Source organism: Gardnerella sp. DNF01204 (assembly GCF_049244145.1).
Taxonomy (GTDB): Bacteria; Actinomycetota; Actinomycetes; order Actinomycetales; family Bifidobacteriaceae; genus Bifidobacterium; species Bifidobacterium vaginale.
Map to the genome: position 1 here is coordinate 115,654 of NZ_CP058379.1, position 14,247 is coordinate 129,900.

A 14,247-nucleotide genomic window follows, 5' to 3' on the forward strand; every position below is an offset into this window, starting at 1 on the left:
ATACTGTGCCGATAGCTGGGTCAAAGGAAATGAAGTTGACTCAGCTATCGGGGTTCTTTGCATCAAGGAGTATGTAATGAAAAAACGTCATTTTCTCAAGTCTGCGCACAGGCACTACCAGAAAGATCAAGTAATATGTGCTGCGGTATTCTTGTTGCCAGCAGTGCTTATTATTGGTGGTTTCGTGCTGTACCCTGTGTTGTCTGCTGTATATATTTCACTAACATCGTGGGATGGATTCTCTCCAGAAAAGAAATTTATTGGCTTGGGAAACTATGTTCGTCTTTTCCAAGATCCTGAGTTTTTCAATAGCTTAATGGTAACGGTTATTTATGCTGCTGGTGTATGTGTATTAAGTGTGCTGACTGGATTGTTGCTCGCGCTTTTGCTTGATGCGCCTATACGAGGTAGGAGTATTTATCGTAGTATTTACTTCCTTCCAGTGGTTACATCTTCTGTGGCTGCAGCCATTGTGTGGAAATATATGCTCGATCCTTCTGGATTCGTGAACAGTGTGTTGATGAAATTCAATATACACGGACCAGATTGGTTACAAAATCGTTGGCTTGCGCTTATTGCATTAATTCTTTTGACCGTGTGGAAAAATATTGGTTTTAACGCTATTTTGTATTTAACTGCGTTACAAGCATTGCCAAAAAGCGTGTATGAAGCGGCTGCATTAGATGGAGCTACTGGGTGGCAAAAATTATGGAAGATTACTTTCCCATTGCTATCTCCAATGACGTTTTTTGTAGTAGTTCAGGCATTAGTAACGAGCTTCCAATCCTTCGACCTTGCATACATGCTCACTGGTGGCGGTCCTCGCGGAGGCACGGAAGTGCTTGGCATGATGATGTATCGTGATGCGTTCAAGCTCGGTGATTTTGGCTATGGAACAGCAATAGCGTTCATTACGCTTGCGCTAGTGCTAGGCGTGACGATGATTCAATGGAAAGTTTCTGGAGCACAAGGAGAAGAATAATGAAGTCATCATTATGGTCGCGTTTGGCGCGTCATGCGATTCTGATTTTAGGTTCAGCAACAGTAATCATTCCATTTTTGTGGATGTTCACTACTTCTTTGCAAATGCGTGCTGAAACATACACGAATACTTCAATTTTTCCTACATCATGGCATTGGGAAAACTATATTCACGCTTGGCAAGCGGCGCCGTTTGCGCAATATTATTGGAATACGCTATTGATGACGGTAGGAATTGTTGTAGGACATTTAATATTTGATGCCTTTGCCGCCTACGCTTTTGCGCGATTAGAATTTCCTTTGAAGAAAACAATATTCATTCTGCTGCTTTCTGCATTGATGATTCCTAATTTTGTGATTGTTATTCCGTCTTATGAGATAGTCGCTAATTTGGGATGGGTCGATACGCTGTATGCTTTGATTGTTCCTAGACTTGCAGATGTGTTTGGCATTATTTTACTTCGCCAATATTTTGCAACAATTCCTCGAGAGCTTGATGAGGCAGCGCGCATTGACGGTTGTGGCAGGTTTGGAATATTCTTCAAAGTAATCGTTCCATTGTCGTCCCCAGCGTTTGCGACGCTTGGTATTTTTAGTTTTCTCTTTGCGTGGAATGATTTCCTTTGGCCGTTATTGGTTACGAATACGGATGAAACTCGTACAATTCAGATTGGTTTAGCATCCTTCGTAGGGCGTTACGGAACCTCTTGGAATTATTTGATGGCAGGAACTTTGACTGCAACAATACCAAGTATTATTGTGTTCCTTTTCTTCCAACGTGCGCTTGTTAGAGGAATTGCCAATACTGGTATGAAAGATTAGAAATTGTAGAAAAATTAAGGATGGGGTTTATTATGTCTATACCACAGTGGTTGCCTGATGCAAGATTTTATCAGATTTTTCCTGATCGTTTCTATCGTTGTGAAGGCTACGGTATGCTAACTGAAGGTCATGTGCCGCTTGATCCATGGGATGCTGAGCCTACGCGTGAGAATTTCTTAGGTGGTAATATTGCTGGAATTACAGAAAAACTTGATTATATTCATGATTTAGGTTGCAATGCGCTCTATTTGAATCCAATTTTTTCTGCTGCAACAAATCATCGTTATGACGCAAACGATTATTTTAAAATCGATCCACTTTTAGGAACTCTTGAAGATTTCCATACATTGGTAGATGAAGCGCATAAGCGGAATATACGTATAGTACTAGATGCAGTTTTAAATCATTGTGGTAAAACTCATTGGATGTTTCAAGATGTTGTTAAAAATGAAGAGAATTCAGAATATGTTAATTATTTTTCAGTGAAAAACTTTCCAGTTAAGTCATTGCCTGTGCCTAATTATAAAACCTGTTCTGGTTGTGAATATCTACCGAAGTGGAATGTGTTTAATCCAAAGGTGCGTGAGCATCATTTTAATGTTGCGAAATATTGGATTGATCAAGGTATCGACGGTTATCGTCTTGATGTTCCATATTTTATTTATCCAGAATTTTGGCAGGATTTTAGGCAAGTTGTTAAATCAAAAAATTCAGAATTATGTTTGATAGCTGAAGAATGGAGAGACCCTGCTCAATGGTTGCAAGGAGACACTACCGATAGCACAATGAATTATACTCTGCGTGATTTAGTTTTAGGTTTTACTGCAACAAAGCGATTCAATGCATACGATTTTGTTAACGGTATTAACCGTCTGCAGGAGCGCATACCGTATGGATATCACCATGGGATGATGAATTTGTTGGGTAGTCACGATACTGAGCGTGTTTTAACTGCGCATCAAAATAATACTGAGGATTGCATAACTGCCTACTGTTGCATGTTTGCCTGCGAAGGTGCTCCGATGATTTATTACGGTGATGAACTTGGTATGGTTGGCGATAATGATCCAGGGTGCCGTTCTGGCATGCAGTGGGATAGTCTTGATACAAATGCTGAAATATTCCGTACAATTGTTCAATTAAATGCATTGCGACGTGATCATATTGCGTTGCGAAGGGGTACGCAAAGTTGTTACGCTGTTGATGGAGATACTGTCATTATTTCGCGAGAGCATAAGGAAGAATCTCTTTTGATGATTATTTCACGTAGTAATTTATTAGAGTATAATTCATCGAAGCTACCTCAACAATTGCAAAATCATAATTGGCGAATTATAAATGGTGTAACTGTTGGAGATAGTTGGCGCCCTAATAAAGATAATTCTATGATCGTATTGCAGGCTCAACAGTAAAAATAATGTAGAAGTAAGAAGTGTGAAGCATGGGAAAGAAAATTACAATGCAGGATATTGCTGATGCAGCGCGTGTCTCTAAATCTGCTGTCTCCTTTGCGTATAATACTCCTGATCGCTTATCGTCAGAAACTGTAGAACACATATTTTCAGTTGCAAAGGAACTAGGATATGTGCGTAATCCTGTTGCTTATATGCTGCGAACTCAAAAGACAAATAGTTTGGGATTGTTACTACCACAGCAATTAGGGCGAGTGCTAGAAAACCCATACTATTCGGAATTTATTCAGGGTATTGGGCAAATCTGTGAGCGAGAGGGATTGACGCTTCTTTTAGTGCCTCCACTTCGTAATTCTATGTTAAAAGCAATTCCTTATGCTGCCGTTGACGGTTTTATAGTAACTGGTTTAGAAGAAGATCGTGGTGAAGTTGAAGCGCTTATGCAGCAAGGAAAGCCATTTGTGATTGTTGACAGTGAAGTACATAGCCAGGCTCCGAGTATCAATATTGATGAGACGCGCGCTATGAAAGAATTAACTGAGCATCTTATTTCATTGGGTCATCGCAATTTTGTGGTGATTTCTCCAGAATCAGGTAATGATGATGGGTATCTTTCTTGGCATGGAACAATTCGTCGCCGTATTGATGGTGTGGTTTCTGCTTTAGAAGAGAATGGAATAGCTCCACTGGTCGATAAGAAAAATGTTATTGAAGTGCCATGTACTCGTACTGGAGGAGAAGAAGCTTTTGCACAAATAAAACAAAATAATTCTGTATTACCAACTGCATTCATCTGTTTTAGTGATGTTATTGCGTTTGGAGTAATGGACGCTGCTAGACAGTCTGGTTTACAAATCCCACGCGATATTTCTGTTACAGGCTTTGATGATATAGATGAGTCTGCATGTAGTAATCCACCGTTGACAACAGTTAAACAACCTGTCACAACTAAAGGACGTTTAGCTGCTGAATATATAGTAGAGACTTTGAATGCTGGGTATGAACGAGCATCATCCCGTCACGTATGCCTACCTATTACTGTGCTGCTGCGTGAGTCAATTGGCCCAGCAGCATCTATAAGAGAATAGGCTGCGTAGTAAATACTTGATTCCTTCCTCCTATGAAAATATAGTGCCACGTTAAGTTTTTTTAGCGTGGCACTATATGCATAATTTCTTGAATAGGGTCAGAATTAATCGTAATTTTTTGTTTATGCAAAAATTATGATTTCTACTGGCGATAGTAGGAGAGGAAGCTGGAGAGTTTGCCCATTGCATCGCGAAGCGTTTGTAAGCGTGGCAAGTAGACTACGCGGAAGTAGCCTGGAGTCTGCCAATTAAAGCCTTTGCCGTGCACAATCAGCAACTTTTGGTCGCGCAGCAAATCAAGCGCAAACTGTTCGTCGTCGTGAATGTTGTAGCGAGCAGAATCGAGTTTTACAAACATGTAGAAAGCAGCATCTGGTCGCTCGACGCTTACGCCATCCATCTCCTGAAGTGCGTTATAGCAATACTCGCGCTGCTCATACACGCGTCCGCCCGGCTCCAAATACTTCTCAACGCTTTGGTATCCGCCTAAAGCAGTCTGAATAATAGATTGCGCAGGAACGTTCGAGCACAAGCGCATATTAGACAGCATGTTAAGCCCCATAATGTAGTCGCGAGCTTTGGATTTATCTCCCGAAAGGCTCATCCAACCAATACGGAAGCCAGCAATCATATGCGACTTAGAAAGTCCGCTAAAAGTTACGCAGAACACGTCTGGAGCAAGAGAAGCAATCGAAACATGTTTTTTGCCGTCCATAACAAGACGATCGTAAATCTCGTCCGCAAAAATAATCAGATTAAACTCGCGCGCAATCTTAACAATCTCTTCCAAAACTTCGCGACTATACAGCACGCCCGTAGGATTATTCGGGTTAATAATCACGATTGCTTTAGTGCGAGGCGTGATTTTAGAGCGAATATCGGCAATATCTGGGTACCAATGCGACTTTTCGTCACACATGTAGTGCACAGGAGTGCCGCCAGCCAAGCTCGCGCACGCAGTCCACAACGGGTAGTCTGGGCTTGGTATAAGAATCTCGTCGCCGCAATCAAGCAACGCTTGCATAGAAAGATTAATCAGCTCGGAAACGCCGTTTCCAGTGTAAATATCTTCCATTTGCACGCCTGGAATGCCCTTAAGTTGATCGTATTGCATAATCGCCTTGCGTGCGGAGAAAAGTCCACGACTATCCGAGTAGCCTTCGCAGTCAATAAGCTGCTGTTGCATGTCGTAAATCACTTCGTCTGGAGCGCGGAATCCAAAAGGCGCAGGATTTCCAATGTTGAGCTTTAAAATATGCGTTCCGTTTGCTTCCATGCGGTTTGCTTCTTCTACAACAGGGCCTCGAACGTCGTAGAGCACGTGCTCAAGTTTGGTGGATTTGTTGAAGTTTCTATGTTTGAGTGTTTCAGAAAGCTCATCTTCTGTTAATGGGCGATTTTCCTCGTGCTGCTCGCTGCAATCTGCTTGCGCCTTTTGCGCGGTTTTTGCGCAAGAATGCCCACCTTTGATTCCGTAGTCGCTAATTTCAAGAATTTGTGCAAGCATATCTCGCACGTCTTTGCGTGGCTCAGTTTTACCGCTTAAATACTGGCTTAACTGGCTTTTGCCAAGCTTATGGCCGCTTTTTGCTGCAAGATCGATTACATCAATCTGCTTATATTCTTTGATTTTCATGGCCTTTTTAAGGTCGTTTGCAAAATTCTGTGCCATAATCCGTCTTTCTTATAGAAGCTTATAAAATCAGCATTCTTAAATTGAACAAACTTACAACAAAGTTCAAAATAGAAGCTATAAATTGAACTTTGAGGCGATTAAAAGACAATTTTACGCATAAAAAAGCATTTTGCAAGTCTAGAATTGAATTTATTTTGAATTTTGACAGAACCGTGCGAACAATTATGAACTTTTTGAATCTATGTTGAACTTTTGAATAAATAGACAATTTTTAGATTTATTTTAGATTACTTTGAATTACTCAAATTGTTTTACCATTTTCTTATATTTCGCGCGGTTGCCATGTTTCGATAAGCTGGAAAAATATGGCAAATAAGCAAGGGGAGTTATAGCACTATGCCAGTTTTTGAGCTAATTCTGTACATAATGGCAGTTGTAGTGCTGTCATCATTCTTGGAGCGTTTTATACCAAGAGTTTCAGTGCCACTTGTGCAGATAGCTATGGGTATTATTGCCTCGGAATTGCCATTTTTCCCAAACGCATCTTTAGATCCAAACATGTTTATGGTCGTTATAGTTGCGCCACTTATATACTTTGAGTCTAGAGAAATCAATAAGCTAGCTTTACTGTCTTCTTTCAAATATTCCGCCACGCTAGCTGTTGGGTTAGTTTTAGCCACAATGATTGTTGTTGGCATTCTATTGCCTGCAATATGGCCGTTTGTGCCAATTACGGCAGCTCTTGTGTTGGGTGCTGCATTAGGTCCAACAGATGCCGTGGCAGTAAGCGCTTTAAGTCACGAAGTGTCGCTTACGCGTAAACAATTTAGCGTTCTTCAAGGCGAATCATTATTTAATGACGCATCTGGAATAGTAGGATTCCAATTTGCAGTGTTGGTAGCATCCTCAGGCGTTTTCGACATTGTTCCAGCATTAAGCAGTTTTACAACAAAATTCTTTGGTGGAATAGCAGTAGGCGCGTTAGTAGGTTTTGCTGCAAACTGGCTTTTTGAAAAAATCAGGTCACTAGGTTGGGAAACTACGAAAACTAGAATATTAATGGAATTATTCCTACCATTTTTGCTATACATGGGTGCAGAAAGCCTTGAAACTTCGGGAATGCTTGCGCTAGTTACTGCAGGATTGCTTACAAAATTCGATCGTTCTGGAGTAGGTCCTAATGTTTCGCGAACAAATATAGTGGCAAACAGTGTTTGGAGCGTTCTATCTTTTGGGCTTAATGGTGCTGTTTTTGTGCTTTTGGGAATCGCGCTTCCAAAAGTAGTAAGTTCAAGTTGGAATGATCGTGGAATTAACAATCTTATTCTAGTGGCGATTATTTGCGTAACTTTAGTTGCCATTATAGGCGTTCGATTCTTGTGGATGGTTATTATGATTCGCCTTGCAAGTCGATCTAAAGCAAATAGGCGAGATGTAGATTGGCTAAAATCGTCCGTAATAATGACATTAGGTGGAGCAAAAGGAACTTTAACATTAGCGCTGATGTTTACGCTTCCAATTAGCTTCTCGCTTAGAAATGAATTGATTTTTATTGCTGGAGTGGTGATAGTAGTAACGCTTTTGCTAGCTAACTTTATTCTTCCCCTAATATCTCCTAAAGATAACAATCATGAGCTAGAAGCAGTTACGCCAATAATCATAGAAGTTTTGCGGAGAACCGTTGAAGAGCTTACGCTTAACGTTACGCAGGACAATCTTAAAAGTGATGATTATGAAACTCGAGGTGCCGTTTTATCTGTGATTGATTCCTACACGGAACGAATCAATAGGCTAAAACAAAATGTAAATAAGAGTGATTCAAAAGACTACTTGTTATTACGTGTAGATGCTCTAAATTGGGAAAAGGACTATATAAAACAAAGGCTTAAAGAACTTAAACAAGATAGTATAAATAAATCTCATAATTTAGAGACAGAAGCATGCGAGAGGCTTTTGGATCAGATAATGAATTCCTTAAGACATATTCACACAGGGGAACAATCACAATCTATAATGTGGTATTTGCGTGGACGATTTAGGGCTGCTCAGCGAAGAGTAGTAACAGTTGTAAGACGAACAAGTAATATGATTCGCCGAACGACTCCGCTTCTTAGAGAAGACATGATTTTTGTGCGCGTTCGGCAGATTCATATTGACGTTATACATAGCGTTGTTAAACGCTTGTATCAGGAAATGCATAAGGAAACATATAATACGGAGCATTGTTCAACGCTTTTGCGTGAATATAGGGCTAATGAGGCGCTTCTTAGATCTAGGCCAAATGTTGCTATGAGCGTAAAAATGATTGAGAGGATTGATGATGTTAAGCGTGAAAGCTATGCGATTGAGCTTAGGATTATTCACGAGATGTATGAGGCGGGTTACATTACGCGTGCACAAGAGCGGCAGTTGCGAAACAACGTTTATGTTATGAATGTTGATGCTAATGCAGATGTGTAAGTTTTGTGTTAAATGCAGCTTTGTAGTGCGTTTGTATTAACTTTGCGGCGTGCTGTGTCGTTCGCGCGGTCTAAGCGCGCGAACGACTTCGCCGCGCAGAAGCAGTGCTTCTGCTTTGAGCGGCTCAGCGAATCGAGGTGATTTCTCGCGCATTATGCAGCTCGAAATCGTCGATTCGCACGCGGTCTAAGCGCGCGCTATTCCTCGCGGCTATTAGTAGCCGCTCGGCTGATTTGGCACATAAAGTTGCGAATCAACGCAGTTTGTTGCGGTGATACTATGGGTTACATGTATTTCTTTACTCCGCGCAGATGTGAATCTACTCAAAAAATAATGTATGCCAATAAAGGGCAGGCTCTTATGGCAGCGGATAAAAGCCTTAGAGAGCGCGGAGCAAGATTATGGGTTTATAAATGCGATTATTGCGGAAGTTGGCATTTAACGCATTCAAATCCTGCAATTCGTAAGTATTGCGATATGCGCTCGCGATTTGAAACAACCAAACCTAAGTCTAGAAAACGCGGATATAAGCCGCGTCTTCGTTAAATAATTAATGCTAAATAATTAACACTAAAAATCAGCAAATCAATAAATCAATACTTAAAAGTAAATCCTTGCGCATTAAGCTGCGATTCGCAACTATGGTTTTTGGCGCCAGAATCTACAGCAAGCTTTGCGATTTGTGCGCTGAACGCGTCTACTGGTTTGCTAGCATTTCGCAAATCGTAGTATTTATGCACTCTTTCATCGAATTCTGCAAGTTTTTCAAGCAAAACATCATCGCTGATAGGGTATTCATTTTCAAAGAATTGCATGCTCGAGTCCATGCGCGGCTTTAGCTCTGGGCTTTGGTCTGGCTCGCCAATCGCAAGCCCAAGTACTGGATACGTGTATTTTGGCAACTTCAAAAGTTCAATTAAATCGGGTATATTGTTCAAAATTGAACCAAGAATTACGCATCCAAGTCCAAGCGATTCTGCGGCTGTTTCCATAGCGTGTAGTGCAAGAATTGCGTCATTTTGTGATTGTGAGAACCTGTATCCTGTTTTAAGCGTAAAGTCGTTCCCGTCTGCATCAATGCCATTTTTGCGCGCTATAGCAGCATTTCTGTGCTGGTCAATAATAAAAACATACAAAAGTGGTGCTGTGGCTATATAAGTTTGATTTCCAAGCTGGGAAAGCTTTTGTTTAAGATTTTTGCTAGTGATTTTAATTGCGGACCAGTCGTTTAAAAACTGACTACAAGCTGCGCGCTGTGCTGCTGCTTCCAACGTTTTTACAATATTTTCGCTAATCGGCTCGTTTTTAAAAGCGCGTATAGATCTACGATTTAGAAGTGTCTGAATTGTTTTATTTTCTTCAATCTGTTTATTGTTGTTTTGATCGTTATTTTGTTGCAACTCTGTCATTTTATTTCCTTAAAATTATGCTATTTAAAAATATTTATGCTATTTGGGCTACTTAAAATACTTGTTTTTCTTGTTATTTTCTGCGACTTTGCCTTTTCTTAATTGCAGATAGTACCGCGCGATTTGTGTATCTACCTGCAACTGTTGTTAAGATTGCGCTAAAAATCGCAAGCCCGATGTTCATGAGCAAAGAATCTTCTTGTTTATTGTCTTTACTGATTTTTTTATAGTCTTCTCTATTTACGTCTTTATTTTTGCTACTTTTATTTTTTCTGTATTTCTCAAATTGTTTATTTTGCGCGATTTTGTGCATTTTATTGTTTTTTACGTAATGCTTCCATACGATTTCTGCGACTTTACCTACGACCATTGTAACAATTGCAGGAATTGCAGATTTTGCAATCATATCTAACAAAGTGTCAGGATTTTTAAGTCTTTTTTGTCTTAATGCAATAGCTTTATCGTTAACCTTGTTTAAACGCTTAATTGTAAGATTTGAAGCGCTGCGGGTTGCGCTGCGAGACGCATTATGAGTCGCACAATAATCTGCATGCGCGTTGGAAGATTCGGTATAAAATTGACCAGAAAAGTCTTGTCGTGAATTGTGCTGCGAATCATTCCGTGAATCATATCGTGAATCATTTTGGGTTAACGTCATATTTTTATGTTAATGGTAGCGAAATACCAATTAGTAATTGACATGTAAAAGTGTTATAAAAGTGTTATAAAAGCGAGCGAACATGGCAGTGGAGCCAGTTTGTAAGTAATGGGTTTAGATTTGCGCTAAGGCACCAAGCGCAGATTTTCGACTTGTTGGCGGTGCTTAAGGCGGAGTGGATTTATGCTGAACAGTATTGACGTTGACGTTAATGGTGGTTCATTTAGCGGAGATTCGTACGAGATTCAAGATGTTCCAGCAACTTGTGGCGGAGCTCCAGAGGGAAGACTTGTTCTTTTGCGTCACGGACAAACTGTTTGGAGCGAATCAGGTCAGCATACAGGTAGAACGGATATACCGCTTACTCAAATTGGTTGTTCGCAAGCAGTTTATGCTGGTGAGCGCATTCGACAAGCATTTCCTAAGGGTTTTGATGCGGATTGCCAGTTTGTAAGCCCTCTTGTTCGTGCTCGTCAAACAGCTCAACTGGCGGGTTTTACGTATTGCACGCCGTTAGAATACGCAGCTGAATGGGATTATGGGTGTGCAGAAGGGCGAACTAGAAAAGATGTCTCCGCGTTAAGCGGAGTAGAATCGTGGGATGTTTGGCGAGATGGTCCTAAGGCTCTTCCAGAGTTTATGTCGGATTCTTGTGAAGAGTCTCTTCCGAGTGGTGAAACGGTGAAAGTAGTACGCTGCAATGGGGAAAGTCTGCAGGATGTTTCTGATAGAACGCAAAAAATAATCGACTCTGTTTTGCCAAAGCTTAAAAGCGGCAAGGATGTGATTATTGTTGCGCACGCGCATGTTCTTAGAATTTTAGCTATGAGATGGTTAGGCGTTGATGCGTCTCAAGCGCGGTTGCTGCGACTAGACACCGCCCACTACAGCGCTCTTGGAACTTATAAGGGAGATCGTGTAATCGTTCGCTGGAATTGTTGATTTGTGATTGTTGCAGATTGTGCGACACGCCATCATATCAACACTGCTATCGTTTGCAATATCTTTGCATTTGAGGCATAATAAAAATTGTCGAAAAGGGCACCTAGGGGTGCGGCGGCTCATAGTAGGGTCGACGGCATAGGAGAAAGGTTCGATGATGAATCGTACAATTAAGTCAACAATTGCACTTGTAGCTTGCTCCGCGATGGCATTCGGTGCGCTCGCTGCATGTGGTTCCAGCTCTTCGGATTCTTCCGATAAGGGTAAGGTTTACTTCCTTAACTTCAAGCCAGAATCTGCTGATCAGTGGAAGGAAGTTGCTAAGGAATATACCAAGAAGACTGGTATTCCTGTAAAGGTCCAGAACGCTGCTTCTGGCACATATGAGCAGTCTCTTAAGAGTGAAATCAGCAAGGGTGATGAAGCCCCTACACTCTTCCAGGTGAATGGTCCTGTTGGATATGCATCTTGGAAGGATTACACTGCAGATCTTAAGGATACGGAGCTTTACAAGCAGCTTCAGAACAAGGATATTGCTCTTAAGGACGGAGATAAGGTTGTTGGTGTTCCATACGCAATGGAAACTTACGGCTTGATTTACAACAAGTCTTTGTTAAAGAAGTACACTGAGCTTAAGGATGCAAAGGTAAAGTCTGCTGAAGAGATTAATTCCTTCGATAAGCTTAAGGCTGTTGCTGACGACATTCAGGCTCGTAAGGGTGAACTTGGTGTTGATGGTGCTTTCACTTCTGCTGGCTTCGATTCCAGCTCTGATTGGCGCTTTAAGACTCACCTTGCAAACATTCCTCTGTACTATGAGTTCAAGGCAGACAAGGTAACTAAGCAGCCAGCAAAGATCAAGGGCACGTTCCTTGACGGATACAAGAAGATCTTTGATCTTTACATTACTGATTCCACCACTCCTGCAACTCAGCTCAGCTCTAAGACTGGTGAGGATGCAAACTCTGAGTTCTCGCTTGGCAAGGCTGTGTTCTATCAGAATGGTACTTGGGCTTGGACCGACTTGCAGAAGGCTGGTATGAAGGCTGAAGACCTTGGCATGCTCCCAATCTACATTGGTGCTAAGGGCGAAGAAAAGCAGGGCTTGGCTACTGGCTCCGAGAACTACTGGTGCATTAACGATAAGACTTCGGATGCAAACAAGAAGGCAACTAAGGACTTCTTGAAGTGGGTTCTTACCTCTGATTATGGCAAGGAAGCTATGTCTAAGAAGATGGGCTTCACCACTCCATTCAAGAGCTTTGCTGATATGAAGTCTGAGAATCCTTTGACTGCTGCTGCTGTTGAAGATGCTCAGTCTGGTAAGACTCCTGTAAGCTGGAACTTCACTATGATGCCATCTGACAACTGGAAGAACGATCTTGGCTCCGCTTTGCTTGAGTATGCTCAGGGCACTGGCAAGTGGGATAAGGTTAAGAGCGCCTTCGTTGACAATTGGGCTAAGGAAGTTGCTCAGACTCACGAAGATCAGGATTAATCTGAATATTGATTATTCGGCTTAAACTTGATTACAAATTAAAGTCATAATTTAAGAACATAATTTAAAACGATAATTTAAGATTGGGCTGTTGATGTAATTGCATTAGCACAGTGCATTAATAGCCTACCAAAAGAGCTTCAAGCCTTAGGGGTTTGAAGCTCTTTTGTTTGAATTTAGGCTGAATTTTGTTTGAATCTATTCTGATATTTAAATAGTATTTTAAGATTGTATTTAAGATGGTACTTGAACTAAGCTACGTCAAGTTGAGATGTACTCGAGCGCACAATTAACTGTGCTGGAATCGTAATGTATCTGCGACTTTCATCTAAATAATCTCCATTAATTAAAGATAAAGTCATTTTTGCAGCATCCACTGCCATGCTTACAGGGTCTTGTCTGATAGTTGTAAGTCCTGTTTCTCTAGCGTAGAAGCTGTCGTCAAAACCGATAATTGAAAGATCACCTGGTGTGCTGTATCCGCTTCTAGAAAGCTGGAACATTAAAGGTATTGCTATCCCGTCTTCTTGGCATGCGATTGCGGTAGGCATACTACTGTTGCTTAAAAGCGATGAAACTATTGAACTTATGCGGTCTAAACCTTCTGGAGCTACGATTTCGGTAGGCGTAATATTGTTAATCTTGCATTCGTCAATAAACGAATGATAACGTTGTAAAACGCTGAAATGAAGGGAAACATCGCGATTTGTGCGAATATAAGCTATGTTTTTATGACCTAATCCAATAAGGTGACGAGCCATAAGCCTCGCGCCCTGATTGTCGTCAATATTAATTGTTGCGTCAAAATCGCAGTCCATAGGATATAAGCAATTTATGCCTAAAACCGGTACGCCAGTTGCCTTTAATGAAGCAACTTCCGACTTATTTACGTCAAATGAGCAAACTATTACAGCATCCGCATTTCTTCGAGTTGGTAGCATATCAAAGAATTCTGCGCGCTCTTGGCTGCTGGATATTTGGAAAATTGATAGATCGTATCCTGCTGGGTGAAGAACCTGATTCAATCCTTGCATTATGGATGCGCTAAACCACAGTCGAATGCTGTCGCTCATTAGTAGTGCGACTCTTAGAGTTTTGCCAGATTTTAAAGCGGCTGCAGAACGAGATATTGAGAAGTTTAGTTTTTCTGCAATAGCCAACACTTTGTCGCGAGTTATTGCGGAAACTAAGTCTGGTCGTGTAAATGAGCGTGAAACAGTAGATACTGATACGTGAGCTTCGTTGGCAACATCTTGAATATTAGCCGGCATGTGAACTCCTTTATTCGCACAACATCAATATCTTCATCAATATTTTTATTAATGTCTTCATTAATATCAT

12 protein-coding genes are annotated in these 14,247 nt (G+C 41.1%); 8 read left to right on the forward strand and 4 right to left on the reverse strand.

Annotation, left to right across the window (positions count from 1 at the left end):
• The first annotated feature begins 76 nt into the window (after window positions 1-76).
• Genes HXT46_RS00475 through HXT46_RS00490 form a run of 4 tightly spaced genes read left to right on the forward strand, consistent with a single transcriptional unit; the run spans window position 77 to window position 4,303 of the window.
• A complete protein-coding gene (locus tag HXT46_RS00475; protein WP_004118115.1) occupies window positions 77-982 on the forward strand; it encodes a carbohydrate ABC transporter permease in 906 nt (301 codons plus the stop codon).
• Complete coding sequence (locus HXT46_RS00480; protein WP_004112888.1) at window positions 982-1,803, forward strand: carbohydrate ABC transporter permease; 822 nt, start codon at window positions 982-984, stop codon at window positions 1,801-1,803. Before HXT46_RS00475 ends, HXT46_RS00480 begins: the two co-directional genes overlap by 1 nt.
• A gap of 32 nt (window positions 1,804-1,835) precedes the next feature.
• Complete coding sequence (locus HXT46_RS00485; RefSeq protein WP_004138409.1) at window positions 1,836-3,215, forward strand: glycoside hydrolase family 13 protein; 1,380 nt, start codon at window positions 1,836-1,838, stop codon at window positions 3,213-3,215.
• A gap of 29 nt (window positions 3,216-3,244) precedes the next feature.
• Entirely contained in the window at window positions 3,245-4,303 is a 1,059-nt protein-coding gene (locus HXT46_RS00490; RefSeq protein WP_004113759.1) for a LacI family DNA-binding transcriptional regulator, read from the forward strand.
• A 142-nt stretch (window positions 4,304-4,445) separates the two neighbouring features.
• On the opposite strand, the gene HXT46_RS00495 is transcribed toward HXT46_RS00490, so the two are convergent.
• Window positions 4,446-5,975, reverse strand: a complete 1,530-nt coding sequence (locus tag HXT46_RS00495; RefSeq protein WP_004138415.1) for an aminotransferase class I/II-fold pyridoxal phosphate-dependent enzyme — start codon at window positions 5,973-5,975, stop codon at window positions 4,446-4,448.
• A 360-nt stretch (window positions 5,976-6,335) separates the two neighbouring features.
• Here HXT46_RS00495 and HXT46_RS00500 point away from each other — a divergent pair, with 360 nt between their 5' ends.
• Together HXT46_RS00500 and HXT46_RS00505 are read left to right on the forward strand one after the other, a co-directional pair.
• Complete coding sequence (locus HXT46_RS00500; RefSeq protein WP_004138447.1) at window positions 6,336-8,399, forward strand: cation:proton antiporter; 2,064 nt, start codon at window positions 6,336-6,338, stop codon at window positions 8,397-8,399.
• Window positions 8,400-8,678: 279 nt separating this feature from the next.
• Complete coding sequence (locus HXT46_RS00505) at window positions 8,679-8,945, forward strand: hypothetical protein (RefSeq protein ID WP_004138399.1); 267 nt, start codon at window positions 8,679-8,681, stop codon at window positions 8,943-8,945.
• Window positions 8,946-8,992: 47 nt separating this feature from the next.
• Here the strand turns inward: HXT46_RS00505 and HXT46_RS00510 are convergent, their stop codons facing one another.
• Complete coding sequence (locus HXT46_RS00510) at window positions 8,993-9,808, reverse strand: nitroreductase family protein (protein WP_004138445.1); 816 nt, start codon at window positions 9,806-9,808, stop codon at window positions 8,993-8,995.
• A gap of 73 nt (window positions 9,809-9,881) precedes the next feature.
• On the reverse strand, window positions 9,882-10,466 hold the full coding sequence (locus HXT46_RS00515; RefSeq protein WP_004138443.1) for a hypothetical protein: 585 nt from the start codon (window positions 10,464-10,466) through the stop codon (window positions 9,882-9,884).
• Window positions 10,467-10,649: 183 nt separating this feature from the next.
• Here HXT46_RS00515 and HXT46_RS00520 point away from each other — a divergent pair, with 183 nt between their 5' ends.
• The gene (locus HXT46_RS00520; RefSeq protein ID WP_004138413.1) at window positions 10,650-11,408 is read left to right on the forward strand and encodes a histidine phosphatase family protein; all 759 of its coding nucleotides are present in this window, start codon (window positions 10,650-10,652) and stop codon (window positions 11,406-11,408) included.
• 154 nt (window positions 11,409-11,562) lie between these two features.
• Window positions 11,563-12,906 carry an ABC transporter substrate-binding protein gene (locus HXT46_RS00525; protein WP_004138370.1) on the forward strand — a complete coding sequence of 448 codons (1,344 nt, stop codon included), beginning with the start codon at window positions 11,563-11,565 and terminating at the stop codon, window positions 12,904-12,906.
• A 251-nt stretch (window positions 12,907-13,157) separates the two neighbouring features.
• Here HXT46_RS00525 and HXT46_RS00530 read toward each other — a convergent pair whose 3' ends face one another.
• A complete protein-coding gene (locus tag HXT46_RS00530) occupies window positions 13,158-14,177 on the reverse strand; it encodes a LacI family DNA-binding transcriptional regulator (protein ID WP_004118123.1) in 1,020 nt (339 codons plus the stop codon).
• Between the last annotated feature and the right edge of the window lie 70 nt (window positions 14,178-14,247).

Bases quoted from the DNA above. Each gene is read 5' to 3' on its own strand.
- HXT46_RS00500 (WP_004138447.1), top strand. From the start codon at position 6,336: ATGCCAGTTTTTGAGCTAATTCTGTACATAATGGCAGTTGTAGTGCTG.
- HXT46_RS00530 (WP_004118123.1), bottom strand. From the start codon at position 14,177: ATGCCGGCTAATATTCAAGATGTTGCCAACGAAGCTCACGTATCAGTA.
- HXT46_RS00495 (WP_004138415.1), bottom strand. From the start codon at position 5,975: ATGGCACAGAATTTTGCAAACGACCTTAAAAAGGCCATGAAAATCAAA.
- HXT46_RS00515 (WP_004138443.1), bottom strand. From the start codon at position 10,466: ATGACGTTAACCCAAAATGATTCACGATATGATTCACGGAATGATTCG.
- HXT46_RS00505 (WP_004138399.1), top strand. From the start codon at position 8,679: ATGGGTTACATGTATTTCTTTACTCCGCGCAGATGTGAATCTACTCAA.
- HXT46_RS00485 (WP_004138409.1), top strand. From the start codon at position 1,836: ATGTCTATACCACAGTGGTTGCCTGATGCAAGATTTTATCAGATTTTT.
- HXT46_RS00480 (WP_004112888.1), top strand. From the start codon at position 982: ATGAAGTCATCATTATGGTCGCGTTTGGCGCGTCATGCGATTCTGATT.
- HXT46_RS00490 (WP_004113759.1), top strand. From the start codon at position 3,245: ATGGGAAAGAAAATTACAATGCAGGATATTGCTGATGCAGCGCGTGTC.
- HXT46_RS00520 (WP_004138413.1), top strand. From the start codon at position 10,650: ATGCTGAACAGTATTGACGTTGACGTTAATGGTGGTTCATTTAGCGGA.
- HXT46_RS00510 (WP_004138445.1), bottom strand. From the start codon at position 9,808: ATGACAGAGTTGCAACAAAATAACGATCAAAACAACAATAAACAGATT.
- HXT46_RS00475 (WP_004118115.1), top strand. From the start codon at position 77: ATGAAAAAACGTCATTTTCTCAAGTCTGCGCACAGGCACTACCAGAAA.
- HXT46_RS00525 (WP_004138370.1), top strand. From the start codon at position 11,563: ATGATGAATCGTACAATTAAGTCAACAATTGCACTTGTAGCTTGCTCC.